This window comes from Rudaea sp. 3F27F6, from assembly GCF_005503555.1.
Taxonomy (GTDB): domain Bacteria; phylum Pseudomonadota; class Gammaproteobacteria; order Xanthomonadales; family Rhodanobacteraceae; genus Rudaea.
Genome location: NZ_SCNG01000004.1, coordinates 415,003 through 440,934 on the forward strand (window position 1 = coordinate 415,003; position 25,932 = coordinate 440,934).

Annotated in this window: 22 protein-coding genes; 14 read left to right on the forward strand and 8 right to left on the reverse strand. The window is 65.8% G+C overall.

Annotated elements, in window-relative coordinates:
- Positions 1-4: 4 nt before the first annotated feature.
- The 3 genes from FFS30_RS17210 to FFS30_RS17220 form a co-directional block, all read right to left on the reverse strand.
- Positions 5-922, reverse strand: coding sequence for a recombination-associated protein RdgC (locus FFS30_RS17210; RefSeq protein WP_137914405.1), 918 nt, complete (start codon positions 920-922; stop codon positions 5-7).
- 101 nt (positions 923-1,023) lie between these two features.
- A complete protein-coding gene (ttcA, locus tag FFS30_RS17215; protein WP_137914406.1) occupies positions 1,024-1,902 on the reverse strand; it encodes a tRNA 2-thiocytidine(32) synthetase TtcA in 879 nt (292 codons plus the stop codon).
- A gap of 252 nt (positions 1,903-2,154) precedes the next feature.
- Positions 2,155-3,531, reverse strand: coding sequence for a leucyl aminopeptidase family protein (locus tag FFS30_RS17220; RefSeq protein ID WP_137914407.1), 1,377 nt, complete (start codon positions 3,529-3,531; stop codon positions 2,155-2,157).
- 115 nt (positions 3,532-3,646) lie between these two features.
- Here FFS30_RS17220 and FFS30_RS17225 point away from each other — a divergent pair, with 115 nt between their 5' ends.
- Complete coding sequence (locus FFS30_RS17225) at positions 3,647-3,862, forward strand: DUF465 domain-containing protein (protein WP_249352534.1); 216 nt, start codon at positions 3,647-3,649, stop codon at positions 3,860-3,862.
- Between the two features lie 20 nt (positions 3,863-3,882).
- Positions 3,883-4,476 (forward strand): HAD family hydrolase, encoded by a 594-nt coding sequence (locus FFS30_RS17230; RefSeq protein WP_137914408.1) that lies wholly within the window; start codon positions 3,883-3,885, stop codon positions 4,474-4,476.
- A gap of 66 nt (positions 4,477-4,542) precedes the next feature.
- Here FFS30_RS17230 and plsB read toward each other — a convergent pair whose 3' ends face one another.
- The 4 genes from plsB to FFS30_RS17250 all read right to left on the reverse strand — a co-directional run bounded on the left by plsB (position 4,543) and on the right by FFS30_RS17250 (position 11,570).
- Entirely contained in the window at positions 4,543-7,080 is a 2,538-nt protein-coding gene (plsB, locus tag FFS30_RS17235) for a glycerol-3-phosphate 1-O-acyltransferase PlsB (protein WP_137914409.1), read from the reverse strand.
- A gap of 111 nt (positions 7,081-7,191) precedes the next feature.
- Positions 7,192-8,145: a hypothetical protein gene (locus FFS30_RS17240; protein ID WP_137914410.1), complete on the reverse strand. Its 954-nt coding sequence runs from the start codon at positions 8,143-8,145 to the stop codon at positions 7,192-7,194.
- 496 nt (positions 8,146-8,641) lie between these two features.
- Entirely contained in the window at positions 8,642-10,624 is a 1,983-nt protein-coding gene (locus FFS30_RS17245; RefSeq protein WP_137914411.1) for a UvrD-helicase domain-containing protein, read from the reverse strand.
- A gap of 103 nt (positions 10,625-10,727) precedes the next feature.
- Positions 10,728-11,570, reverse strand: coding sequence for an NAD-dependent protein deacetylase (locus FFS30_RS17250; RefSeq protein WP_137914412.1), 843 nt, complete (start codon positions 11,568-11,570; stop codon positions 10,728-10,730).
- Between the two features lie 158 nt (positions 11,571-11,728).
- Here FFS30_RS17250 and FFS30_RS17255 point away from each other — a divergent pair, with 158 nt between their 5' ends.
- From FFS30_RS17255 to FFS30_RS17275, 5 genes are all read left to right on the forward strand, one after another.
- Positions 11,729-12,349: a thymidine kinase gene (locus FFS30_RS17255; protein ID WP_137914413.1), complete on the forward strand. Its 621-nt coding sequence runs from the start codon at positions 11,729-11,731 to the stop codon at positions 12,347-12,349.
- Between the two features lie 29 nt (positions 12,350-12,378).
- Positions 12,379-13,101: a response regulator transcription factor gene (locus FFS30_RS17260; protein WP_137914414.1), complete on the forward strand. Its 723-nt coding sequence runs from the start codon at positions 12,379-12,381 to the stop codon at positions 13,099-13,101.
- A 261-nt stretch (positions 13,102-13,362) separates the two neighbouring features.
- The gene (locus FFS30_RS17265) at positions 13,363-14,646 is read left to right on the forward strand and encodes a HAMP domain-containing sensor histidine kinase (protein WP_137914415.1); all 1,284 of its coding nucleotides are present in this window, start codon (positions 13,363-13,365) and stop codon (positions 14,644-14,646) included.
- Between the two features lie 106 nt (positions 14,647-14,752).
- Positions 14,753-15,427: a response regulator transcription factor gene (locus tag FFS30_RS17270; RefSeq protein ID WP_137914416.1), complete on the forward strand. Its 675-nt coding sequence runs from the start codon at positions 14,753-14,755 to the stop codon at positions 15,425-15,427.
- Positions 15,424-16,782: a HAMP domain-containing sensor histidine kinase gene (locus tag FFS30_RS17275; RefSeq protein WP_212742500.1), complete on the forward strand. Its 1,359-nt coding sequence runs from the start codon at positions 15,424-15,426 to the stop codon at positions 16,780-16,782. Before FFS30_RS17270 ends, FFS30_RS17275 begins: the two co-directional genes overlap by 4 nt.
- 33 nt (positions 16,783-16,815) lie before the next feature.
- Here the strand turns inward: FFS30_RS17275 and FFS30_RS17280 are convergent, their stop codons facing one another.
- Complete coding sequence (locus FFS30_RS17280; RefSeq protein WP_137914417.1) at positions 16,816-18,450, reverse strand: L-lactate permease; 1,635 nt, start codon at positions 18,448-18,450, stop codon at positions 16,816-16,818.
- 279 nt (positions 18,451-18,729) lie between these two features.
- Between FFS30_RS17280 and FFS30_RS17285 the strand changes: the two genes are divergently transcribed.
- The 7 genes from FFS30_RS17285 to FFS30_RS17315 all read left to right on the forward strand — a co-directional run bounded on the left by FFS30_RS17285 (position 18,730) and on the right by FFS30_RS17315 (position 25,766).
- Complete coding sequence (locus FFS30_RS17285) at positions 18,730-20,268, forward strand: FAD-linked oxidase C-terminal domain-containing protein (RefSeq protein ID WP_249352535.1); 1,539 nt, start codon at positions 18,730-18,732, stop codon at positions 20,266-20,268.
- Between the two features lie 9 nt (positions 20,269-20,277).
- Positions 20,278-20,697, forward strand: a complete 420-nt coding sequence (locus FFS30_RS17290; protein WP_137914418.1) for a DUF1801 domain-containing protein — start codon at positions 20,278-20,280, stop codon at positions 20,695-20,697.
- Positions 20,694-21,758, forward strand: coding sequence for a glycolate oxidase subunit GlcE (gene glcE, locus FFS30_RS17295; protein WP_212742501.1), 1,065 nt, complete (start codon positions 20,694-20,696; stop codon positions 21,756-21,758). The genes FFS30_RS17290 and glcE overlap by 4 nt, the downstream gene beginning before the upstream one ends.
- A 2-nt stretch (positions 21,759-21,760) precedes the next feature.
- Positions 21,761-23,017, forward strand: coding sequence for a glycolate oxidase subunit GlcF (gene glcF / locus FFS30_RS17300; protein ID WP_137914419.1), 1,257 nt, complete (start codon positions 21,761-21,763; stop codon positions 23,015-23,017).
- 161 nt (positions 23,018-23,178) lie between these two features.
- The gene (locus tag FFS30_RS17305; RefSeq protein ID WP_137914420.1) at positions 23,179-24,174 is read left to right on the forward strand and encodes a Gfo/Idh/MocA family oxidoreductase; all 996 of its coding nucleotides are present in this window, start codon (positions 23,179-23,181) and stop codon (positions 24,172-24,174) included.
- A 121-nt stretch (positions 24,175-24,295) separates the two neighbouring features.
- Positions 24,296-25,141, forward strand: a complete 846-nt coding sequence (locus tag FFS30_RS17310) for a protein-disulfide reductase DsbD domain-containing protein (RefSeq protein WP_137914421.1) — start codon at positions 24,296-24,298, stop codon at positions 25,139-25,141.
- A 10-nt stretch (positions 25,142-25,151) separates the two neighbouring features.
- Positions 25,152-25,766 (forward strand): redoxin domain-containing protein, encoded by a 615-nt coding sequence (locus FFS30_RS17315; protein ID WP_137914422.1) that lies wholly within the window; start codon positions 25,152-25,154, stop codon positions 25,764-25,766.
- The last annotated feature ends 166 nt before the right edge of the window (positions 25,767-25,932 follow it).

A 25,932-nucleotide genomic window follows, 5' to 3' on the forward strand; every position in this document is an offset into this window, starting at 1 on the left:
TGGCTTACTTTTTGTCGGTGGGTCGGGGGAGTCCGAACCACTCTTCAAATTTTGCAAACAGCCGTCTCAATTCGAGAGACATCAACGCGAAGACCGCGTCGAGTTCGGCGGCGGCGCTTTCCTTGTCGCCTTCACCGAGTTCGTCCTGAATTACGTCGAGGAAACGCAGCTTGCGCACCACCAGGTCTTCGCCCAGGGAGAAGCTCAGACGGTCCTCGAACGTCAGCCCCAGCGCGAACACCTGTTTCCCACTTTTCAGATGCTCCCGTACCTCGTCCGTTTCAAGCTCCTGGCGGCGGCAGCGGACGATCGCGCCGGACTCGACCGGATCGCGCAGTTCGCATTCGTCCCCGAGCGCCAATCCGGCAGGCAATTTCCCGCCTGCGAGCCAATCGGTCATCAACACCCGCGGCGATTCTTCCGCCGCCATCGGCAGCGCCGGAAAGCTGCCGAGCGCCTCGCGCAATTGCGTGACGGCTTCTTCGGCGGCTTTCTTGCTTGCGGTATCGACGACGAACCAGCCTTCCTTGCTGTCCAGATAAGCACTCCGCTTTGACAGGCGTATGAAAGCGCGCGGGAGAAGATCGGTCAACACCTCTTCCTTGAGTCTTTTACGCTCCTTGCCACCGGGCTTTCGGCCGGTTTTTTCGGCTATTTTCTGCAAACGTGCCGCTAATTCGTCGTTTATTACCGAAGATGGCAGAAGTTTGTCTTCACCACCGAGGGTCACCAGGGCAAATTCGCCGGTCCGGTGGACCAGGGCTTCTTCATTACGGCCGAACGGGGAAACGAAGCCGCGCGTGGCGAGTTCGATCGGTCCGCATGGCCGCAGCTTCTTCTCGACGAGATCGTCCTCGAGCGACTTGAGCGATTTGGCCACGGCGGGCGAAAAGCGAAACAGGGTCAGATTGCGAAACCACATGGAATGAAGGTCCTGAAATTGGGCGTATGGACACGAATCGACGCGGATGGACACGGATCAAGAGCGAGAGCCCTCAATCGCTTTATCCGTGTCGATCCGCGTTAATCCGTGTCTGAAATTTCTTTTGCACTGTCGCCGAGCAGCCAATCGGTTTGCGATAGCGGCGGGTTCGGCGAACGCGCACCGAGCGAGGCGAAGTCGAACAGCTCGCGGTCGGCGAGCTGCGAGGGCGCGATCGACGTCATCGAACGGAACACGTTCTCGATGCGCCCCGGGGTCTTGCGTTCCCACTCGTGGAGCATGGCCTTGATCGCCTTGCGCTGCAGGGTTTCCTGCGAACCGCAGAGATTGCACGGCATGATCGGATACGCCTTCATTTCGGCGTACTCGGCGATGTCGCTCTCCTTGCAGTAGGCGAGTGGGCGGATCAGCACGTGCTTGCCGTCGTCCGACTGCAGCTTCGGCGGCATCGCCTTGAGCCGCGAGTGGTAGAACATGTTGAGGAAGAGCGTCTCGACCATGTCGTCGCGATGGTGGCCGAGCGCGATCTTGGTGAAACCGGCGCGTTCGGCGTGCGTGTAGAGCGCGCCGCGGCGCAGGCGCGAGCACAGCCCGCACATAGTCTTGCCTTCGGGGATCACGCGCTGGACGACGCTGTACGTGTCTTGCTCGAGAATCTCGAACGGTTGATCGACGCTGCGCAGATAGTTCGGCAGGACCGTTGGATCGTAGCCCGGCTGCTTCTGGTCGAGATGCACGGCGACAAGCTCGAAGCGCACCGGCGCCTTCGCCTGCAGCTGGCGCAGCACGTCGAGCAAGGTATACGAATCCTTGCCGCCGGACAGGCACACCATCACGCGGTCGCCGTCTTCGATCATGTTGTAGTCGGCGATCGCTTGGCCGACCTGGCGGCGCAGCCGCTTGGCCAGCTTATTGGCGTCGATACGCTGGGCGGGCAGCGCGAGAGGGATAGCGTTCATGTGAGCGGTGAGCGGTGAGCGGTGAGCGGTGAGCGGTGAGCGGTGAGCGGTGAGCGGTGAGCGGTGAGCGGGAACAGTTTGCATTGCTTTCATTCCCGCGCAAGAGGGGCTTTCAACAGCCGCAGGGCTGGTCATCCAGCTCTTGCTTGTCACGCTGTCGATGAAAGAAGAGAGGCGAAAGAAAATGCCGGGCTGCCGCTTGCGTGGATGTGACGCAGCGGGAGTGCATATTGTAGGCCCAAGCGCCCGCCATCAACCGCGGTAGCGCTCCTGCAATAAAGCAAAGACCGCGCGCAGGCCGAGCGCCTCGCCGCCCGCAGGGCGGCCGGGCTTGTCCGCATCGTTCCAGGCGTACGTGTCCAGATGCAGCCACGGAATCGTCTGCGGCACGAACCGTTCGAGATACAGTGCCGCGGTGATCGACCCTGCATGCCGGGACGGACCGGCATTGGCCAGATCGGCGATGCGCGATTCGAGCATCGCGCGATACGGCGCCCACAGCGGCATATGCCAGATCGGGTCCTGTTCGCGGCGGCCCGCGGCGACCGCGGCGTGCGCCAGTTCTTCGCGGTTGCCGAACAAGGCCGGCAGATCGGGACCGAGCGCGATGCGCGCAGCGCCCGTCAGGGTAGCGAAATCGACGATCAAATCGGGTTTCGATTCGCTCGCATAGGCCAGCGCATCGCAGAGCACGAGGCGGCCTTCGGCATCGGTGTTGTCGATCTCGACGGTCAGGCCGGCGCGCGTGCGAATGACTTCGCCTGGACGAAAAGCATTGCCGGCGACCGCATTCTCCACCGCGGGAATCAACAGAGTCAGACGCACCGGCAAGCGCGCGCGCAGCACCAGGTCGGCCAGCGCGATCGCATGCGCCGCGCCGCCCATGTCCTTCTTCATCCAGCGCATACCGTCCGCCGACTTGAGGTCGAGGCCGCCGGTGTCGAAGCAGACGCCTTTGCCGACGATGACGAGGTGCGGATGCTTGGTCTCTCCAACGCTTAGCTCGGCCAGACGCGGCGCGCGATGGCTGGCACGACCGACCGCATGGATCGTCGGGAAACCGTGCGCGAGCAAATCCTCGCCGACCCATTCGCGATACTGCGCCTGATGCTTTTCAGCCAGCACTTTCACTGCGGCGGCAAGTTCGACCGGGCCCATGTCCTCGGTCGGCGTGTTGACCAGGTCGCGCACCTGCGAGGACGCATCGATCCGCGCTTCGATCGCGCGCAGCACGGCGCCGTCGACCGCAAGCCGCGCCGGCGCGCGTGCCGCCTTGCGATAGCGCGTGAACTGGTAGGCGCCGAAGCCCCAGCCGAGCGCGGCGCGTTCGGGATCGAGCGCGATGCCGCCAGCGTCTAGGCGATAGCTGCCTTCGGGCAATCTCTGCGGCAAAGCGGCGAGCGCATAGAGATCGTCCGCCGCGGCAATGCCCGCGAGCACGCGCTTGGCCTTGCCCTGCGCATCGGGCAGCAGGCAGAACGTGCCCGGCACGGCTTCGAAACCGCTGGCCGCGATCCAATTGGCCGCGGTCTTGCCGAGTTTGGCCGCGGTGGTGCGCAGCGACGCCTTGGTCACCGCGATGAGGGGAATGGCCTGGGGGGCGCGACGTGTTTCGATCAAACCGTGCATGGGTGCTTCCCGACCTGGAGGTGACGATAAGATTACAACCTCCCGCGCCTGCGCACGACGGGAGTCCATCGCGCCCGCGCGGCCGACCCGCGCTAAACTACAACGCAGCTCGCGTATGGATGCCTCCGTGCAGATCGACCCTTCCGAAATCACCCGCCAGCTCGTCGAATTGCGCGTCGAACACCGCGATCTCGACGCGGCGATCGCCGCCCTCGCCGCGAATCCGCACGGTGACGAACTGCGCCTTAAACGCATGAAGGTGCGCAAGCTGCGCCTCAAGGACATGATCTCGTATCTGGAATCCAAGCTGATTCCCGATCTCGACGCCTGACCGCACGACGCAGGCCACGCATGAACCTTGCGCTGTTCGACTTCGACGGCACGATCACGTCGCGCGAAACGTTTCCGCTGTTCATGCGCTTCGCCGTGTCGAAACCGCGCCTCGTCGCAGGCAGCATCGCGTTCGCGCCGATCGTCGCCGCTTATCGAGCCGGGCTGATCTCCGGATCGACGATCCGCTCCGCTCTGATCCGCTTCGGTTTTCGCGGTGTGCCGGCTGCGCGCGTGGAAGAAGCGGGCCGCCGATTCGCGCGTGACGTCCTCCCGGACCTGATCCGCCCCAACGCGATGGAGCGCCTGCGCTGGCATCGTGAACAGGGCGACGCCATCGTCGTCGTATCGGGTGCGCTCGACGTCTATCTCGCGCCTTGGTGCGCCCAGCAAGGGCTCGATCTTTTCTGCTCGCAACTCGACGACGTCGAAGGCGTGTTGAACGGACGATATCGCGGACGCCAGTGCGTCGTCGCGGAAAAAGTCCGCCGCGTGCGCGAGAAATACGATCTGTCGGGCTATTCGACTGTTTACGCCTACGGCGATACCGAAGAGGACCGCGATCTGCTCGCCGTCGCCGACAGGAAATTCTTCCGCTGGCAGGAACTCCGCTGAGTCTGGGCCATCGCCCATTCGAGCCCCGCGGTCGACGGCGCTCGAATGCAAATCGAAACGCGCCGGCTAGTTTGTAGAACTGGAAGCGGCGTCCGACTCGGCAGCGAGCACGCTGCGCCGCTCCGGCGTCAGCTTGAGGATGCCGTGACGGATCTCGCGACTCAGGATGATCTTCGCGTCGCGCACGATGCTTTCCAGCTCGGCATGGAATTCGAGCTTGCCTTCGGCGTCGGTCCAGATCACGCGGCGTTCGCGCAGCTTCTGGATAAAGCCGCGGAACAAGGCCTTGTCGAAAAACTCCGGCGCGTTGAGTTCGTGGAGCAGCGACAGGCGCTGCGCGGTCAGTGTGCAGAGATTTTCGAGTTCGGCCGAAGTCAGCGTGTTCGGCCCGTTGCGCACGAGCGCGGCGATCGCGATGTAGTAGCGCTCGATGGTCTGTAGCAGCATCTGCGCGATCACGCGCAGTTGGAACGCACCATCGCTCTGCCCCGGATCGCGCTGCACCGACTCCCGCTGCGCATCCGTCTTGAGCAGGCCGCGCGCGACGAAGAAGTCGATCGTCGCTTCGCAGCGCGCGGCGAACTCTTCTTCGCCCCACGGCAGGAACAGCTCGGCCTGCACGAACGGATAAACGACGCGACCCAGGCGCAGGATCTGCTCGCGCTTCATGCTGCGGTTGTTGAGGAAACAGCAGGCGATCCACGCCGCCGTGGCGACAACGTGCAGCACATTGTTGCGGAAGTACGAAAGCAGCACCGCCGCCTTGCCTTCGCTTGCCAGCACGTCGCCGAGCGGATGCTTGATGCGCACGATGGCCTGCATCTTCTCGCCGTAAGCGATGATCTCCGCGGCCGAGAGGTTCGTAATCGTCAGCCGATCGGAATAGGGCAGCGCGGTAATCATGCTGCGGGTCAGATCGATCTGCGCGAGCAGGTCAGATTCGGCCATCGCGTGTTTCGGCGTCGACAACAGGACCAGCGCAAGCAGGTTGATCGGGTTGACGTCGACCGCACGGTTGATATTGACGACGATGCGCTCCGAGAGCGCATCGACCGCGGGCTTGAGCCATGCCGGTTTCGCCTCGGGGTCGGTGGTCGCCTCGCGCCAGTTCGCGTCGACGCCGTCGAGCAGCGGGGTGAGAAAGATCGGTTCGCCGAAGTTGACCGCGACCTGGCCATAGTTCTCGCGCAACTTGCCGAGCGCGCGCAGCAGCGCGAACCAGGATTCCTTCTCTTTCGGCTTGCCCGATAGCTCGCCGATATAGGAGTCGCCTTCCATGATGCGCTCGTAGCCGATGTAGACCGGCTGGAACACCACCGGCCGCTGCGATTCGCGCAGGAAACTGCGCAAGGTCATCGACAACAGGCCGCCGCGCGGCGCAAGCGTGCGGCCCGTGCGCGAGCGACCGCCTTCGACGAAGTATTCGATCGACACGCCGCGCGCGAAAAGCTGGCTCACGTATTCGCGGAACACGGTCGAATACAACGGATCGCTGAAGCTGCGGCGCATGAAAAAAGCGCCGCCGCGGCGCAGGATCGGGCCGAGGATCGGCAGGTTGAGGTTCACGCCTGCCGCGATATGCGGCACGACCACGCCGTTGCGGTAGAGCAGATACGAGAGCAGCAGGTAGTCGATATGGCTGCGGTGGCAGGGCACGTAGACGACTTCGTGCCCCGGCGCGATCGCGCGCAGCTTGTCGAAATGCGCGACGCGCACGCCCGAGTAGATCTTGTCCCACAGGCCGGTCAGCAGCGACGAGGCCGAGCGCACGAACGGATGCGACTGGTCGGCGGCGATCTCCCAGGCCATGTCGCGTGCCTTGGCCGTCGCGGCATCTTTATCGCTGCCTTCTTTGCTTGCCGCCGCGGCGATCGCGGCCTGCACGGGCGCGGCGTTGACGACGGCGTGGATCAGCGTGCGCCGGTGCGACAGGTCCGGGCCGATCACGACCGCGCGCTGGCGCTGGAAATGCACGCGCAGCACGCGCGAGACTTTGCGCAGCGTGTTCGGCGCGTCGCGCTCGGTCGCCAGCACCTGGCGCAGCGACACCGGCGTGGCGAAATGCGCGATGGTGTTGCGGCCGTTGAGCAGGATCGCGAGCAGGCGGCGGAAGCGGCCGACCACGCCCCAGTTCTCGGCGAACAGCACGCGGAACCAGCCCGCTTCGCGGTCCGGCGCGCGGCCGACGAAGATCGACACGGGCACGAGCTGCACGTCGATGTCGGCATTCGTGCGCACCGCATCGAGCAACTGCGCGAGCGTCTGCGAATGGGTTTTCGAGCGCGGCTTCTGGAACCACCAGCCGTCGCGCCGCGACAGCGCGAGCATCGCGCGCTGCTTGGTCAGGCCGGGAATGTCGAACGGCCGCAGCGGCTCGGGCAGGCCAGCTTCGCGGCAGGCCTGCTCGAGAATCAGCGTGTCGGACAGACCGTAGCGCTCGATCACGTAGCAGACCGGCACGGCCGGATCGAGGCCGGCGCGCGGATCGGCCGGATCGCGCTGAATCTTGAGCCACGGCCCGGCCAGCGCGCCGAGCGCGCGCAGCCACCATGGCGCCTGCGGCTTGGCCGCAATCGGCGGAAACGAACCGGTTTGATCGTTCATCTGGGCGATTGTACGCAAGCGCGCGCGAAACGATCGTTATGCGAGGGAAACGATCGCGGCGCGAAAACGACGACGGCGCCCGCAGGCGCCGTCGTCCCCGAGCGCTGGGATTTACTTGTTCGCCGGCGCCGGCGCGGCGTCGGTCTTGGCCGGCTGCGGGTTCGCCGCGGCGGCGGCTTCCTCGGCCTGCTCCTTCTGCCACTTCTCGACGGCCTGCTTGCCGTACCACTTGCCGTCGACCTTGACCAGATCGCTTTCGGTCGTGAACGGCTTGTCGAATGCGGAATACGTGATCTTGACCTTGGCCGTGTTGCCGTCCGTGCTGACCGTCTCGGCCTTGACCGAATCGAGCCAGTCGTCCAGCTTGAGGCCGTAGGCCGCGGCAACCTGCTTGAAGCCGCCAAGAGCGATGCCGGCCTTGACCATGCCCTGGTCGTAGCTCAGCGCGCGCACTTCGTCGAGCGACTTGAGGTTGAGGTCGCGCGCCGTCTTGGTCACCGCCGCGATCGCCGCCTTGGCCAGCGCCGGATCGGTGAACTTCACGCCCTGCGCCCACTTCGCGGCCGACTCGACCAGCGCCGACGTCTGCTGTTTCTGCTCGTCGGTCAGGTCCTGGTTCTGCTGGATCGCGCTCTGCAGGAAACCCTGGCCCATCGCGATCATCATCGGGATCTGCGCTGCCTGCGCATCGAGCTTCTTCAGCTGCGGCTCGGCTTCGGCGAACAGTTTGTCTTCCGCGCCCGGCGCGGTCAGCTTGGTCATCTGATCGGCGAACTTCTTCTTGTCTTCTTCGCTCGGCGGATCTTCATTCATTTTCTTCGCCCAGTCGCCCTTGATCTTGGCGACTTCGGCGGCCGGCAGCGCGGCGGTGAGGAAAGCGTTGATGTCGTTGCCGCGCAGCGCGCGCGCAGCGGCCAGCACGGCCACGTCCGGCGTCGCCGCAGGAGCCACGGCCGGCGCAGGCGCGGGCGCTGCGGTGGTGGCGGCTTCTTCCTTCTTGCCGCAGGCGGCGACGGCGGCAGCCAGCGCGAGCAGCAGGGCGGTGCGTTTGAACATGGTGGACATGGCGTTCCCCGGTCGAATGAGTGGATTAAAGTGCGGCGACTTTAGTGAGGCGCGCGGTGCTTGGCAAGGAAATCCCGGCCCGGCAGGCACAGCCCCGGTACAAAATCATAATTGAGAAGTGCGACCGGGAATGGTCGCTTCTGACTTTTGCATTGAGCGACCAATGCTCAAATGCCCCGAAGTGCGGCCGGGGACGATCGCATTTTGCTTCGCGTGATCAGAAAAGGTCCGCAAAAAAAATCGGACGACTCAAAGGTCGTCCGGCAGAGTACTGGCCTTTCACCAGTGGGAACCGTTTTTGTTGTTTGCGGTGTTCCTACGGCAATCGGGGCGTTGTGTGAGGCTCGTCGTTTGGTAATCGCCGTATTCCATGAGCGGGTTCAACGCTCGTGGCAGAATATACTTGGATCACATTTCTAATGCAATACCTTAACTTATATACTCTAAGTTATTGAATTTAATATCCGTTCATCTTTTTTAAACGGACCGAAAAGCTTCAATCCGCGAGCAGACTCGCCAATCGCGCGATATGCGAAGAGGCGAGTTCCTTCTTCGCCTCGGCATCGGCCGCTTCGTCGAGACCGTCGCGATGCAGATCGTCCGCCGGCAATTCGGCCAGGAAGCGGCTCGGCTCGTTGCGTACGATCTCGCCGTAGCGCCGCGCGCGCGCGGCGTAGGACAAGCACAGGCTTTCGCGCGCGCGGGTGATGCCGACATACATCAGACGGCGTTCTTCGTCGGTGCGGCCTTCCTCGACGCCGGCCTCATGCGGCAGCTTGCCCTCTTCGACGCCGACGATATTGACGAAGCGAAATTCGAGGCCTTTGGCCGAATGCAGGGTCATCAGGCGCACCGCATTGCCCGCATCGTCGCGATCGGCGTAGGTCAGCAGCGCGAGTTGCGCGGCCAGGTCGCCGACGCGCGAATCGCCCTTCTGCATCGCGCGGAACCAGTCGGCCAGCTCGCGCAGATTTTCGATGCGGCGTTTGCGCACTGCCTCGTCGCGGCTGTCGGCTTCGAGATGGGTCACGTAGTGCGTGCGCCGGATCACCTCGTCGACGAGATCGGCCGCCGACAAGGTGCGCGACGCGGTTTCGAGTTCGTGCATCAGCTCGGCGAAACCGGCGAGCGCCGACGCCGAGCGCGGCGCGAGCTGCTTCAGCACCGAATCGCTGTTGGTCGCGCGCAGCATCGAGGAATGCCGCGCCTGCGCCAGCTCACCGAGCTTCTCCAGCGTGGTCGCACCGATGTCGCGGCGCGGGATGTTAGCGACGCGCACGAAAGCCGCATCGTCGTCGGGATTGACGATCAGGCGCAAATAACCGAGCACGTCCTTGACCTCGGCGCGTTCGAGAAACGCGGTGCCGCCGGTCAGGTGATACGGCACCTGGGCCAGGCGCAGCGCCTTTTCGAGCGCGCGCGACTGGTGATTGCCGCGGTACAGAATCGCGAACTCACTCCACGCGGCCTTGTACTTCTGCGCCAGATGCGCGATGCCGGCAGCGACGCGCTCGGCCTCGTGCTCGTCGTCGCGACATTCGAGCACGCGGATCGGCGCGCCTTCGGCGTGTTCGCTCCACAGACTCTTTTCGTGCACGTGCGGGTTGTGCCGGATCAGCGCGTTCGCCGCACGCAGGATGCGCTTGGTGCAGCGGTAATTCTGTTCGAGCTTGATCACCCTGAGCTGTGTGTAATCGCGGCCGAGCTGGTCGAGATTCTCGGCGTTCGCGCCGCGCCAGCCGTAGATCGACTGATCGTCGTCGCCCACGCAGGTCAGCGCGCCGCGCGTACCGGCGATGGCTTTCAGCAGGCGGTACTGCGCGGTGTTCGTGTCCTGATATTCGTCGACGAGCAGATAGCGGATGCGCTCCTGCCACGCGCTGCGCACGTCGGCGTCGTTTTCCAGCAGGTTCAGCGGCAGGCGGATCAGATCGTCGAAATCGACCGCGTTGAACGCGGCGAGGCGGCGCTGGTAATTGACGTAGAGCGTCGCCGCTTCGTGCTCGCGCGGGCTGCGCGCACGGTCGAGCGCCGCCTCGGGCGAAAGGCCCTCGTTCTTCGCCGCGGATACGAGATTGCGCAAAGCGAACAACTGGTCCGGCTTGGTCGCAGCCGGCAGGAGTTCCTTGACGATCGCGCCCGCATCGTCGGCGTCGAGCACGGAAAATCCGCGCTTGAGGCCAAGCTTGGCGTGCTCGAACTGCACGAACTTGAGGCCGAGCGCGTGGAAAGTGCTGACCGTGAGCTGTTCGGCCGCCTCGCTCTTGAGCAGTTTCGCCGCGCGCTCGCGCATCTCGCGCGCCGCCTTGTTGGTAAACGTGATCGCGGCGATCTTCGCCGGCGCGAGATGCTTGCGCGAGACGAGATAGGCGATCTTTTCGGTGATCACGCGCGTCTTGCCCGAACCCGCGCCGGCGAGCACGAGCAGTGGGCCGTCGCAATACTCGATCGCGGCGCGTTGTTGGGGGTTCAAGCTCATCAGGAGCGCGATTGTGCCCGGATCGCCACGCGCGCGGCAGCTTGACAAAAACTCAACTCAAATTCTTCCGCACTACGCCTCGCGCGGCGCGTTGCGAACGCGTTCAAACAGCCGCGAGGACTTCCGCGCAATCGCGCTCGATCTTCAGCGCGAACAGATCGTCGGCGCGCGTGCGCCCGCGGTTGACCGCGGCGATCGGCTTGCCGGCGCGCGCGGCCTCGCGTGCGAAGCGGAAGCCCGAATAGACCATCAGCGAGGAACCGACCACGAGCATCGCATCGCTCGCCGCGAGATGCGCATACGCGCGCTCGGCGCGTTCGCGCGGCACGTTCTCGCCGAAGAACACGACGTCGGGCTTGAGCATGCCGCCGCAGGCGCTGCAGGCCGGCACGTCGAAGCCGCTGAAGTCCATGCCGTCGAGGTCGGCGTCGCCGTCGGGCGCGGCGAGCGCATCGAGCTGCGCCCAGGCGCGATTGCGCCGTTCGAGCTCGTGCTGAAACGCTTCGCGCGGAATGCGCCGCTCGCAAGCGAGACAGCGCACTTCGTCGAGCCTGCCGTGCAAATCGACGACCGCGCGGCTGCCCGCAGCCTGGTGCAGGCCGTCGACGTTCTGGGTCACGAGCGCCGCAATGCGGCCGCGCGCCTCCAGCCGTGCGAGTGCCTCATGCGCCGCGTTCGGCCGTGCGTGACCGAAGCGACGCCAGCCGATCAGGCTGCGCGCCCAGTAACGCGCACGCGTCGCCGCGTCGCCGACGAAGGCCTGGTAGGTCACCGGCGGCGGCCGCTTCCAGCCGCCCTCGAGATCGCGGTAGTCGGGAATGCCCGAGGCCGTGCTGATGCCGGCGCCGGTCAGCACGAACAGGCGCGGATGCGCCGCGACGAAATCCGCCAGCGCCGCGATCGGTGCTGCCGCCGACTCGATTTTTGCCGCCGTGTTGTCGAACATGCCGTCGATTCCTCGTCTACCGCGGACGCAGGCCGCGCAGGCACATCAAGATGGGTCGGCACGCCCGTTTTCGCAAGCGGCGCAGGGCAGCCTATGCGACCGACGGTTCTTCTCGCCGCCGACTCGGATTAGGATGACGCGAGTTTTTCGGGACGACCATGGCCAAACTCTACTTCTACTATTCCGCAATGAACGCCGGCAAGACCACGACCTTGCTGCAGAGCGCGCACAACTATCACGAGCGCGGCATGCGCACGCTGATCTTCACGCCGAAGCTCGACAACCGCTACGGCGACGGCGTCGTCGCTTCGCGCATCGGGCTCAAGGCCGACGGGCATATTTTCGTGCGCGACGACGATCTGTACCGGGTGACGCGCGACGACATCGAAGCGAACGGTCCGCTGCACTGCGTGCTCGTCGACGAAGCGCAGTTCATGACCAAGGCTCAGGTCTGGCAGCTCACCGAAGTGGTCGATCAACTCAAGATCCCCGTGTTGAGCTACGGCTTGCGCACCGATTTCCGCGGCGAACTCTTCGAAGGCAGCCAGTACCTGCTTGCCTGGGCCGACAACCTCGTCGAGATCAAGACGATCTGCCACACCGGCCGCAAGGCGACGATGGTCGTGCGCGTCGACGAACACGGTCGTGCGGTCAGCGACGGCCCGCAGGTCGAGATCGGCGGCAACGACCGCTACGTCTCGGTCAGCCGCGGCGAATTCAAAAAGATCATGGCCGGCGAAGGCCGCATCGAAGCGAAGCAAGGGGAGCTGCGCCTGTAGTCCGGGCCGCTTTAGGGGGATTTAAGACCATGCAGAGGAAACTCGTCGCCGAAGAAACCGGGAAGGGCACGGGCTTGCGCATCCTCCTGATCGAAGATCAGCGCGACATTGCGGCGAACATCTGGGACTTCCTGGAGCTGCGCGGATTCGTCATGGATCACGCGGCCGACGGAGCGAACGGCCTGCGCATGTCGCTCGACGGCGGCTACGACGTCATCATCCTCGATCTCGGCCTGCCCAAGCTCGACGGCATCGACCTGTGCCGCGCGCTGCGCCAGGCCGGCCGCGATACGCCCGTGCTCATGCTGACCGCGCGCGACACCTTGCAGGACAAGCTCACCGGCTTCGCCGAGGGCGCCGACGATTACGTGGTCAAGCCGTTCGCGATGAAGGAACTCGAAGCGCGCATCCGCGCGCTCTACCGGCGCGGGCGCCTGCAACACGGCGACCTGCTCCACGTCGCCGACCTCGTGCTCGATCCGGTTAAGTACACGGTCGAACGTTCGGGCCAGCCGCTGACCCTGACACGCGCCGGCTTCGTCCTGCTCGAAGCGCTGATGCGCAAGTCGCCGAACCTGGTGCGCCACAACGACCTCGCCCACGCGCTCTGGGGCGACGGCCCGGGCGACATCGCGACCCTGCACACGCACTTGTCGGTGCTGCGCTCGACCATCGACCGGCCGTTCAAGAACCACCTGCTGCACACTGTGCACGGCTTCGGCTACCGCATCTCCGAACACGCCGATGCCTGACGAGCCGAAGCTCTTTTGGCCACGGATTACGCGGATCGACACGGATAAGGCAGCGGCAAAAAACTTCGAGCCTGGCGATAAAATAAAAAATCATCAGTGCTGAATGCAGCGAAGCGCCGCTTCGCGCAGTCGAAACTCGCGGAATTTCGCAGCTTGTGCCGCGTCGACTTGGCGCCTTCGGCGCTACGCTCGGTGCGAACGGATTGTTTGTCGACAAACCCGTTGTCGTTTTTGCTTTATCCGTGTTGATCCGCGCAATCCGTGGTTAAATTTCTTTTCGCTCTCGCCGCGAGTCAACTCGGCATGCCGGTCAAATTCAGCCTCCGCTCGCGCGTCGCGTTCACCTTCGCCCTGCTCGGCTTCGTCGTCAGCGCCTGCGTGGCCGCGATCGCCCAGCATTTCTCGTCCGCCTACGTCAGCCGCGTGGTCAGGGAGATGCTGCGCGTAGAAGGCGAATACCTGCGCGACCGCTACGCGGCGAACGGCGCCGTGCCGGTCGAGCACTCCGCGCACTTCTACGCCTTCCTCAGCGGCAGCGAACGCGCGCCGCCTGCGGAGTTCGAGCGCTACGCGCCAGGCGGCCCGTACGAGATCGGCGGCGACGGCCCGCAGCGGTACGCCGCCGTATACGCGATCGGCGAGCGCCGACTCTACGTCGTGCTCGACATGGGCCTCGAAGGCGTGCGCGAGCGACGCCTGACCGGTGACCTCATTGCCCTCGTCCTCGTCGGTACCGCGCTGTCGGCGTGGCTCGGCTGGTTCTGGGCCGGCCGCGCGATCGCGCCCGTGCGCCGCCTCGCCCAGCGCGTCGACGTGCTCGAGCCGTCGCGTCGCGGTGCGGTCAAGCTCGCGCCCGACTTCGCCGCCGACGAGGTCGGTGCGCTCGCCGAGGCCTTCGACAACTACCAGGAAAAACTCTACGGCTACGTGCGCCGCGAACGCACCTTCACCGCGGACGCGAGCCACGAGCTGCGCACGCCGCTCGCGGTAATCCGCGGCGCGATCGAAGTGCTGCTCGATTCGGGCCAGTGCAGCGCCGCGATCGTCACGCGCCTGAAACGCATGCAGCGCGGCGCCGACGAACTGCGCGACCTGCTCGACGCCCTGCTCGTGCTCGCACGCAGCGACGAAGCCGAAGCGAACGAAGGCCGTACGCCGGACCTGAACGAACTGGTCCGCAGCCTGCTCGCCGAGCGCCGCGACGCGCTCAGCGAAAAACATCTGAGTCTCGCCCACGAGGGCGCCGCCAACCTCGCGATCGCCGCGCCGCAGAAAGTGCTGCGCGTGATCCTCGGCAATCTGCTGCGCGCGGTGACCCAGTTCGCCGACGGCGGCGTGCTGCGCGTGCGCGTCGCCGAAGACGCGGTCAGCATCGCCCACGAAGGCACGCCGGCCGCCGCCGCGCCCGGCGAGGCGCCGCTCGACGTGCGCGAACACGCGCTCGGCCTCGGCATGATCCGCCGCGTCTGCGAGCGCTGGGGCTGGCGTCTCGAAGAAAGCGTCGCCGCGAACGGCGATCACGGTTTCGTCCTGCGCTTCGCCTGAACCGTTCTTACACGGGCGTCGCTCCCCGTTACCAAAGGCATGTGCAAGGCTGCGGCAATCTCCGCACGCTAAACAGCTGACCCCGGAATGGCCGAAGCTGCGAATCATGCGTGTCTTGCTCGTGGAGGACGAACCGGAAATGAGCGCGGCGCTGAGCCAGGCGCTCGCGCGGCACGATGTGGTCGTCGACTGCGCGGTGAATCTCGCCGAGGCCGCGGCGATGACGGCCGATGAAGTCCACGACGCAATCGTGCTCGACCGCCAGTTGCCCGACGGCGACGGCCTCGCCCTGATCGCCAAGCTGCGTGCGCGCGGCAACGCGACGCCCGTGCTCGTGCTGACTGCGCGCAGCGATCTCGCCGACCGCGTCGCCGGCCTCGACAGCGGCGCCGACGACTATCTCGGCAAACCGTTCGCGTTCGAGGAACTGCTCGCGCGTCTGCGCGCCCTGCTGCGCCGGCCCGCACAGGTGCGCAGCGACGTGGTCTGCGCCGGACGCCTCGCGTTTGACTTCGGCCATCGCGAAGTCAGCGTCGACGGCACGCCGCTCGATCTGCGCCGGCGCGAACTGTTGGTTCTCGAAGCGCTCGTGCGGCGCATGGGCCGCATGGTGCTGCGCGAGGCGCTTATGGAAGCCGTGTTCGGCCTCGACGACGAAATCCAGTCGAACGCGCTCGACACCCACATCTCGCGCCTGCGCCGCAAACTCGCCGACGCCGGCGCCGGCGTGGTCATCCACGGCGTGCGCGGCGTCGGATACTTTCTGCGCGAAACGCCGTGAGCCTGGCACGGCCGCGCTCGCTCAAGTGGCGCCTCGTTGCGCCGCTGGTGATCCTCGAAACCGTGATGATGACCGCGTTCATGGCGCTTGCGGTCGGCGCGATCTGGAGCACGGGCATCGTCGTCGACAACTACGAGGGCGGCACGCTCGACGTACTCAAGGACGCCGTCATCCGCGACGGCTACGGCGAGCTGCGCCTCAAGCCGACGCCGGAACTCGCCAAGCTGCGCGCCGATTCGCCGAACCTTTGGTTTCTCGTCCGCGACCGGCAAGGCTACCGCCTCAGCGAGGGCCAGGTGCCGAACGATTTCGCACCGCTCGCGAGCATGCTCGAACGGGTCAGCGAGGCGCGCCTGTCCTCGAACGACGGCCGCGAACAAGGCCGCCCCGAAGCCCTGGTCAAATGGCAGACGACTGCCGCGGGCGAAGTGCAGATCTTCAGCGGCACCCACGGCCGTCTGACCTTCAACCGCCTGTTCGACAGCGCGTCGAGCGGCTATCTGACCATCATGCTACCGCTGCTCGCGCTGATGACGGTGGCCGCGCTGATCGCCACGCCGCTGGTCGTGCGTCGCGCGCTGCGCGGAATCGGCAGCGCGGCCGACGCGGCCGAGCACATCGACGTCGACCGCCGCGGCGTGCGCCTGCCGCTCGCCGGCGTGCCCGAGGAAATCGCACCGCTCGTGCAGGCGGTCAACGCCGCGCTCGGTCGCCTCGACGAAGGCTACGAGAAACAGCAGCGCTTCCTCGTCGACGCCGCGCACGAACTGCGCACGCCAATCGCGATCCTCAACGCGCGCCTCGCCCTGCTGCCGGCGAGCACGATCAAGACGCGCCTCGCCGAGGACGCGGTGCGCCTGTCGACATTGACCGGACAACTGCTCGACCGCCAACGCCTCGATCAGGACCGGCGCACGTTCGCCGAGATCGATCTCGTCGCGCTCGCGCAGCGCGTGGTCGCCGATCTCGCCCCGCTCGCGGTCGCGGCCGGCTACGAGATGAGCTTCGATCCCGACTGCGAACGCCTTGTCGTGCAGGGCGACGCGAGTGCGCTCGAACGCGCGCTGACCAACCTCGTGCAGAACGCGATCGACCACGGCGGCCGCCGCGGCACGATCGCCGTGCGCGTCATGCACGAAGGCTGGATCGAAGTCGCCGACGAAGGCGAAGGCATCCCGCCCGACCAGCGCGAACGCATCTTCGAACCGTTCCACCGCCTGCGCGCCGACGGCCGCGGCACCGGCCTCGGCCTCAATCTCGTGCGTGAAATCCTGCGCCTGCACGGCGGCCGCGTGAGCGTCGTCGATACGCTGTCGGGCGCCTGCTTGCGCCTGATTTTTCCGGTCCTGCGCTGAGCGGTCGCCGCGGCGAAATCCGACCGACGCCCGTCAGGGTGCCGGCGGCAAAATCATGCTGGCCGGCTGGAGCAGGTACAGCGCGACCGCGATGACGATAAGGTAGGCGAGCAGCGCGAACGTCCAACCCATGTTGTGGCGGATCACGTCGCCTTCCCTGCGCACGAACTGGCTCGTCGACACGCCAACGCTCGCCGTCTGCGGCGCCACCGGCTTGCCGATCTCGGCGCCGACCGAATTGAACGTCGGCAACAGCAGCGCGGGCATGCCGAGTGCATTGCCGACGAGCGCCTGGAATTTGCCGAACATCGCGTTCGTCGAAGTATTCGAGCCGGATAGGGCGACGCCGATGAAACCGAGGATTGGCGAGACGATGACGAACGCCGTGCCGAGCGAAGAGAAGCCCTTCGCCAGCGACGAGGCCATGCCGGAAAAATTGAACACATAGGCGAGGCCGAAGATGAAAATGCCGACAAGCAGCGCGCCCCACATCTGCGCGAACGTTTTGCGGAAGATGGCGCCGAGCGTCTTGCCATCGAGCTTGCCGGCCGCGAACAACCACGCGGCGACGAGAATCCAGGCGGCAAGGATCGACGTGCCGCCGATCCACGGCGCGAAGTTGAACTGCGCGGTGATCGTGGTCTTGATCTCCGGTGCATTCGCGCTGACCTTGGCGAGAAACCAACTCACTTTCGGCAACGACGACCACGGCCCGGTCCACGCGGCGACGACGACGAGCAGGATCGCGAATGGCATCCACGCCTGCACGACTTCGGCCGGAGTCAGGCCGTGGTCGCGCGTCGCGCCCGCGAGTTTCGTCGCGGGCACAGGCACGCCGCCGTAGCCGAGCACGGTTTTCGGCTGCCAGAACTTGAGCAGCAGCAACAGTGCAGCGAAACAAACGATCGCGCCGGTCACGTCGGGCAGGTAGGGGCCCATGTACTTCGCGACCGGATATTGGCCGGCGATGTAGCCGAGCGAACCGACGATCGCGAGGGGCCACGCGCTCAGCATGCCCTGCCGGCCCGAAACGAGGTAAAGCAGCACCCACGGCGGCAGCAACGCGAGGATGGCGACGACGAAACCGACTGAACCCGACAAGGAGAGCAGCGGATAGCCCGTCACCGCGGCCAGCGAGATGATCGGCGCGCCGAGCGCACCGTACGACACCGGCGCGTTGTTCGCGATCGCGGCGACGCGGATCGCGTTGAGGTCCGAGATGCCGAGCGAAATCAGGATCGGCGCGACCACCGCCCACGGATAGCCGAAGCCGACCAGACCTTCGAGCAAGGCGCCGAACGCCCAGGCGAACAACATCGTCTGCACGCGCACGTCGAGGCTGCCCTGCGCGATCAGCCAGCGGCGGAAGTTCTCGAACAAGCCCGTCGCCGACAGCGTGTTGAACAGGATCAGTCCCCAGAAGGTGATCCAATTGACGTTCCACATGCCGGTTGCGGCGCCGTAGAGATACGCCTGGCCGCCGACGTCCGCCGGCATCTTCCACACCCACACGGCGAGGACGAAGGTGACGGCCGAACCCGCCAACGTCGCGACCCACGCCGGAGCGCGGAATACGGCCAACATGACGAGCAGGAAGACGACCGGAATCAAGGCGACGAGACAGGTCAGACTGAGATTGCCAAGCGGATCGATCAGTTGCGTGAACATGACGCCTCCGTCGGTGCCGGCCGCTGCGGCCGTCAATTTCTATACTTTTTTGTCGCGTGGTTTCCGCTGTCTTGCCGGGAATGTCTCAGTTTGAAACCGAACCCGTTTGTTCTGAGGTATCGAAAGACGAACTCATGCCAAGATCGCCATCCGTGGTTCGATAAGCAAAGCGCACCGTGCAGACCTTGGCGAAGCATCGCCATGAACGGAAGGCAGGAACTGCAAACTGAAACGTCGTCGCCTCGCAGCGCTGTGCAGTTTCCCGTCCGCTGATTTACGATGAACTCCCGCCCTGCCGGCAGCGCGCGCGACTACAGCATTATGAACCCCTCCGTCGCCACTGCACCAAGGTACGATGCCGACGCGCGCCGGTTTGTGCTGCGCCAGGCATTGAGCGACGTGCTGCCGGTGCAGTGCCTGCTGACCGGCGCCGAAGAAACGACGCCGTTCGAGTGCGACGGCCTTTCGGCGTTCCGCCAGGTGCCGTTCGCGGTTGCGCTGCCGGAAACCGAAGCCCAGGTGCGCGACGTGCTGCGCGCCTGTCATGACTTGAAGATTCCGGTCGTCGCGCGCGGCGCCGGCACCGGCCTATCGGGCGGCGCGATGCCACATGCCGACGGCCTCGTGCTCTCGCTTGCGAAACTCAACCGCATTCTCGAACTCGATCCGGTCGCCTGTACTGCGCGCGTCGAACCCGGCGTGCGCAATCTCGCCGTGTCCGAGGCAGCGGCGCCGCACGGCCTCTACTACGCGCCCGATCCGTCTTCGCAGATCGCCTGCTCGATCGGCGGCAACGTCGCCGAAAATTCGGGCGGCGTGCACTGCCTGAAGTACGGCCTGACTGTGCACAACGTACTCGGCCTGCGCGGCTACACCATCGACGGCGAAGCCGTCACGCTCGGCGGTGCGGCGCTCGATGCGCCCGGCCTCGATCTGCTCGCGCTCGCGATCGGTTCGGAAGGATTGCTGCTCGTCGTTACCGAAGTGACGCTCAAGCTGATCCCGAAACCGAAGATCGCCCAAGTCGTGATGGCCTCGTTCGACGACGTGGTCAAGGCCGGCGACGCGGTCGCCGCGATCGTCGCCGCGGGCATCATTCCGGCCGGGCTGGAAATGATGGACCGCAAAGCCACAGCCGCAGTCGAGCCGTTCGTGCGCGCCGGCTACGACTTGAATGCCGAGGCGATCCTGCTCGCCGAATCGGACGGCACACTCGAGGAAGTCGCCGACGAAATCGCCGAGATCGAGCGCGTGCTGCGCGCCGCGGGCTCGACCCAGTGCATCGTCTCGCAGTCCGAGGCCGAGCGGCTGAAATTCTGGTCCGGGCGCAAGAACGCGTTTCCGGCCGCGGGCCGCATCTCGCCCGACTACTACTGCATGGACGGCACGATTCCGCGCAAGCATCTCGGCCGCATGCTGCGCGCGATCGAGGAGATGGAGAAAAAATATACTTTGCGCTGCATGAACGTGTTCCACGCCGGCGACGGCAATCTGCATCCGCTGATCCTGTTCGACGCACACGAACCCGGCGAGTGGGAGCGCGCTGACCGCTTCGGCGCCGACATCCTCGAACTCTGCGTCGCGCTCGGTGGCACCATCACCGGCGAACACGGCGTCGGCGTCGAGAAGCTCGGCTCGATGTGCGTGCAGTTCGCGCCGGCCGAGCGCGAGGCGTTCTTCGCGATCAAGCGCGCGTTCGATGCCGACGGCCTGCTCAATCCGGGCAAGGCGATCCCGACGCTCGCACGCTGCGCCGAGTACGGCCGCATGCACGTGCACGCAGGCGCGCTGCCGTTCGCCGACCTGCCGAGGTTCTGAGCCGCGACCATGCCGAGAGCGTTCGACCAGCCCGCCGTCGCCGCCAAGTTCGCCGCCTATCCGCGGGCGATGCGCGACAAGCTGCTCGCCTTGCGCGAACTCGTGTTCGAGGTCGCGGCGAACACGGACGGCGTCGGTCCGCTCGAAGAGACGCTCAAGTGGGGCGAGCCCGCTTATGTGACCGCGCAGTCGAAGAGCGGCAGCACCGTGCGCATGGATTGGAAGCCGGCGCAGCCGCGGCATTACGCGATGTACTTCCACTGCCAGACCCGCCTCATCGATAGCTTCCGCACTTTGTTCCCGCACACGTTCGCGTTCGCCGGCGAGCGCGCGATCGTCTTCGCCGAGGACGACGTCCTGCCGGCCGAAGAGTTGCGCTGCTGTATCGCGATGGCGCTGACCTACCACCTGCGCGCGGCGAAGCGATGATGGAGGCCGCCCTTGCCGACCTGCGCGACCGCATCGTCGCCGCGAACGCCGCGAAGACGCCGCTGCGCCTGCGCGGCGGCGGCAGCAAGGATTTCCATGCCGAAGCGCTGATCGGCGACGAACTCGACACGTGCGCCCACCGCGGCATCGTCGACTACGAGCCTTCGGAACTCGTCGTCACCGCGCGCTGCGGCACGCCGCTCGCCGAGATCGAAGACACGCTTGCGCAACACGGCCAGTTTCTGCCGTTCGAGCCGCCGGCGTTCGGCGAGGCGACGACGATCGGCGGCGCGGTCGCCGCCGGCTTGTCCGGCCCGCGCCGCGCGAGCGCAGGCGCGGCGCGCGACTTCGTTCTCGGCGCACATCTGGTCGATGCCAACGGCGAGCTCAAGCGCTTCGGCGGACAAGTGATGAAGAACGTCGCCGGCTTCGATGCCTCGCGTCTGCTCTGCGGCTCGCTTGGTGTGCTCGGCCTGATCGCGCAGGTCTCGCTCAAGGTGCTGCCGCGGCCGTACGACGAGATCACCTTGCGCTTCGACTGCGACGTGAAGGCCGCGCTCGCGCTGTTCCACCGCTGGCGCGCGCAGCCGCTGCCGGTGTCGGCGACTTCGTGGCACGACGGCGTCGCGGCCGTGCGCTTGTCGGGATCGCCGAGTGCGTTGCGCGCCGCGCGTGCCGTGCTCGGCGGCAGTGTGCTCGACACGACGCAAGCGCCGACCTGGTGGCTCGGCCTGCGCAACCAGACCCATGATTTTTTCCGCCGCGGCGACAAGCCCCTGTGGCGCCTGTCGATACCGGCGACCGCGCCGATCGGCGCATTTGCCGACGGCTTAATCGAATGGTCCGGCGCCCTGCGCTGGCTGCACAGCGCGGCGCCGGCCGGCGAGATCCGTGCAATCGCGGAAAAGCTCGGCGGCACGGCGATGTTGTGGCGCGGAGCCTGCGCGACGACGCGATTCCATCCGCTCGCGCCGGCCAATCTCGAACTGCATCGCCGGCTGAAGCGCGAGTTCGATCCGAACGGCATCTTCAACCGCGGCCGCCTGCATCCGGAGCTCTGAACTTGGAAGCGCATCTCGCCGACGCGATCAAAGACACCGCCGACGGCCGCGACGCCGAAGCGATCCTGCGTACCTGCGTGCATTGCGGTTTCTGCAATGCGACCTGCCCGACCTATCAACTCACCGGCGACGAACTCGACGGCCCGCGCGGCCGCATCTACCAGATCAAGCGTGTGCTCGAAGGTGAAGCGCCGAGCACCGCGACGCAACTGCATCTCGACCGCTGCCTGACCTGTCGCAACTGCGAAACGACCTGTCCTTCCGGCGTGAAGTACGGGCGCCTGCTCGACATCGGCCGCGCCGCGATCGCCGAGCGCGTACCGCGCAGCACGACGCAGAACCTGCAGCGCGGTTTCCTGCGCTACGCGCTGACGCGGCGCTGGCTGTTCGCACCCGCGGTGCGCATCGGCCGCGCCTTGCGCGGCGTGCTGCCGCCCAGCCTACGCGGCAAACTCGCGCCAGCGCGTGACGCGGGCCGCTGGCCTCGCGCTTCACACGCGAACGATGCGGCACCGAAGCGCGTCCTGCTGCTGCGCGGCTGCGTGCAGCCTGCGCTGATGCCGAGCATCGACGCCGCCACCGCGCGCGTGCTCGATGCTTGCGGCTACGCCGCGATCGTCGCGCCCGACTCGGGCTGCTGCGGCGCCCTCGATTTTCATCTCGACGCACAAGCCGCGGCCGCGGCGCGCGCGCGGCGCAATATCGACGCGTGGCTCGCGCAGCTCGACGCCGGTGCCGAGGCGATCGTCATCAACGCCTCGGGCTGCAGCGCGATGGTCAAAGACTATGCGCATCTGCTGCGCGACGACCCGCTCTATCGCGATAAGGCGCAGCGCGTCGTCGCTGCGACGCGTGATCTCGCCGAATTCCTGCCGAAACCGCTGCAGGCCTTGGCCGCGCAGCCGCGTGCGCCGCTGCCGGAAACCCTGCACCGCGTCGCCTTCCATCCGCCGTGCACCTTGCAGCACGCGCAGAAAATCACCGGTGCGGTCGAAGGCATATTGAGCGCGTTCGGCGCCGAGCTCGCGCCGTTCGCCGAAGCGCATCTGTGCTGCGGCTCGGCAGGCACGTATTCGATCCTGCAGCCGGAATTCTCGCAGCGCCTGCGCGAGCGCAAGCTCGAAAATCTGCAGCGTGCAAACCCTGCGATGATCCTCTCCGCCAACGTCGGCTGCCTCGGCCAGCTCGAACCGGCCGCGCAGGTGCCGGTGCGCCACTGGATCGAGTGGATCGACACCGTGCTCCAACTCGGCCGCTGACCGTACAATCCGCGCGTGCTCACCGACAACGAACCGCTCCAGTTTCACACGCAAGACTGTCCGCTCGATGCGGAACGGCGCGACATGCTTACGCTGACTCGCGATGCGGGTGCCCGTCGCGCGCATCATCAGACATTCACTCGCAAAGAGTTTGGGGACCGATGAAGTTCGATACCGTGCGCTGGGGCATTGTCGGCTGCGGCAACGTCACCGAAGTGAAGAGCGGGCCGGGATTACAGAAGGCGCCGCATTCGCAACTCGTCGCAGTGATGCGCCGCGACGCCGACAAGGCGCGCGACTACGCGCGCCGTCACGGCGTGCCGCGCTGGTACAACGACGCGCCGAAGCTCATCGGCGACGCCGAAGTCGATGCGGTCTACGTCGCTACGCCACCGTCGACGCACAAGCACTACGCTTTGATGTGCATCACCGCGGGCAAGCCGGTCTATGTGGAAAAACCGTTTGCCCTCGACGCCGGCGAGTGCGAGGAAATCGCCGCCGCAGGCCGCGCCGCGAACGTGCCGGTCTTCGTCGCCTACTATCGCCGCGCACTGCCGCGTTTCCGCAAAGTGCACGACCTACTCTTCAGCGAACGCGCGATCGGTGCGCCGCGCATAGTCAACGTGGTGCTGCACGAGACGCATCATCCGCGCTACCACGATCCGGCCAACCTGCCCTGGCACGTGCGCGCAGAGATTTCCGGCGGCGGCATCTTCGTCGACATCGGCTGCCACACGCTCGACCTGCTCGACTTCTTGTTCGGCCCGCTGCGCAAGGTGCAGGGCATCGCGAGCAACCAGCTCAAGGCTTATCCGCCCGAGGACACCGTGGCGATGTCGTTCGCCTTCGACGGCGGCATGCTCGGCACCGGCCTGTGGCATTTCGGCGCCTTCCAGCGCGAGGACCGCGTCGAAGTGATCGGCGAGCGCGGGCGCATCAGTTTTGCCACATTCGGCGACGCGCCGATCCGCGTCGAGAACACCGCCGGCGTGCACGAGTACCGCATCGAGAATCCTCTGCACATCCAGCAGCCGTTGATCGAAACCGTCGTGCGCGAACTGCGCGGCGAAGCAGCCGCGTGTCCGTCGACCGCGCTCAGCGCGACGCGCACGAATGCGGTGATGGACGCGGTGCTGCGCGACTACTACGGCAGATAGCCGACGTGTTGCGGCCGACCTGGCTTATGTCGCCGCGATAACAAAAAATTCAAAATTGCGCCGTGGCGAACTGGCAGACTGACGCAAGCAATTGCGTCGGTTGCCGGTCTGCTGCCAAGCCATGCGTCTCTCGAACGTCGCTGCCTGCTTTTTCCTCGCCTGCTTCGGGCTGGGCGGCCTCGCGTTTGCCGCGCCGGTGAGCGCCGACCATATCGAAGTCGAACTCGTCAGCGAAAACTCGGCACTCGTGCCCGGACACAACGCGTGGCTCGGCCTGCGTCTCAAGCACGAGCCCGGCTGGCACACTTACTGGATCAATCCGGGCGATTCGGGCCTGCCGACCAAGCTGAGCTGGACCCTGCCCACCGGCTTCAAGGCCGACCCGATCGCGTGGCCGACGCCGAAGCGTTTCCAGCTCGGTGAGCTATACAACTTCGGCTACGAACTCGACGCGCTGCTGCCGGTATCGATCTCGGTGCCAGCGGAAGCGGCGATCGGCTCGACCGTGCAGCTCGGCGTCGAAGCGAAATGGCTGGTCTGTCACGAGGAATGCGTGCCGGGCAAGGCGAATCTGCGCATTGATCTTCCGCTCGCCGCGAAGGCCACGCCGGACCCGGCATTCGCCGCAGCATTCGCGGCTGCGCATGCCGCGCAGCCGGCGAAGTCGGCGTCGAAAGCCCAGGCCCGACTGATCGGCGACCGCGTTGAAGTCGCACTCGACGCAACGGATCTGCGCCGGCCACCGACCGACGCCTTCGCCGCGCAGACCAAGGTCGTCGCCAATGCTCCGCCGACCATCGCCGAGCGCGGCGGCAAGTCGGTGCTGACGTTCGCCAAAAGCGACTACTTCACCGCCGCGCCCGAGCATTTTGAGTTGCTGCTACTCGACGGCTCGGCAAAAGCCGTGCTGATCGACGCGCCGTTCGCGCCGGCACCGCCGTCTTCTTCCTCCTCCTCCACTCCCTGAGGTGTTCGTCATGTCGCTACGTACGCTCGCTCTCACTACCGCACTCACCCTTGCCGCACCTTTCTCTGCCGCATTCGCCGCCGCAACGGTCGGCGCCGCCGCGCCCGACTTCTCGCTGACCGACGCAAACGGCAAAACGCAGACCTTGTCGCAGTACAAGGGCAAGACCGTCGTGCTCGAATGGAACAATCCCGGCTGCCCGTTCGTGCAGAAACATTATTCGAGCGGCAATATCCCGAAGCAGCAGGCCGACGCGACCAAGGACGGCGTGATCTGGCTGACGATCAATTCTGGCGCGGGCGGCAAACAGGGTCATCTCGACGCGGCCGGCGCGAAGGCGTTCATCGTCCAGTATCAGGCGAGCCCGACCGCCTACCTCTTCGACGGCGACGGCAAGGTCGGTCATCTCTATGGCGCGAAGACCACGCCACATATGTACGTGATCGACGCTGGCGGTACGCTGCGCTACGTGGGCGGCATCGATTCGATCGCCAGCGCCGACAAGGAAGACCTCGCCAAGGCGACGCAGTACGTTCCGCTCGTGCTCGCCGAGCTGAAAGACGGCAAGCCGGTTTCTGTGGCGACGTCCGAGCCGTACGGCTGCTCGGTCAAATACGGATCGTGATTCCGACAATGCAGCCGGCTTGATCGTTGCCGTGCCGGCCGCAGCTTTAACGCGGGCTCCCGCTCTGACCTCATGTCACCGACGAAGCACAGGCTCGCGCTGCATTCCGTGCGCGCGAGCGGCGTTTGCGCGAGACGTTGAAGATCGCCGCCACCGCGTTCCGCGA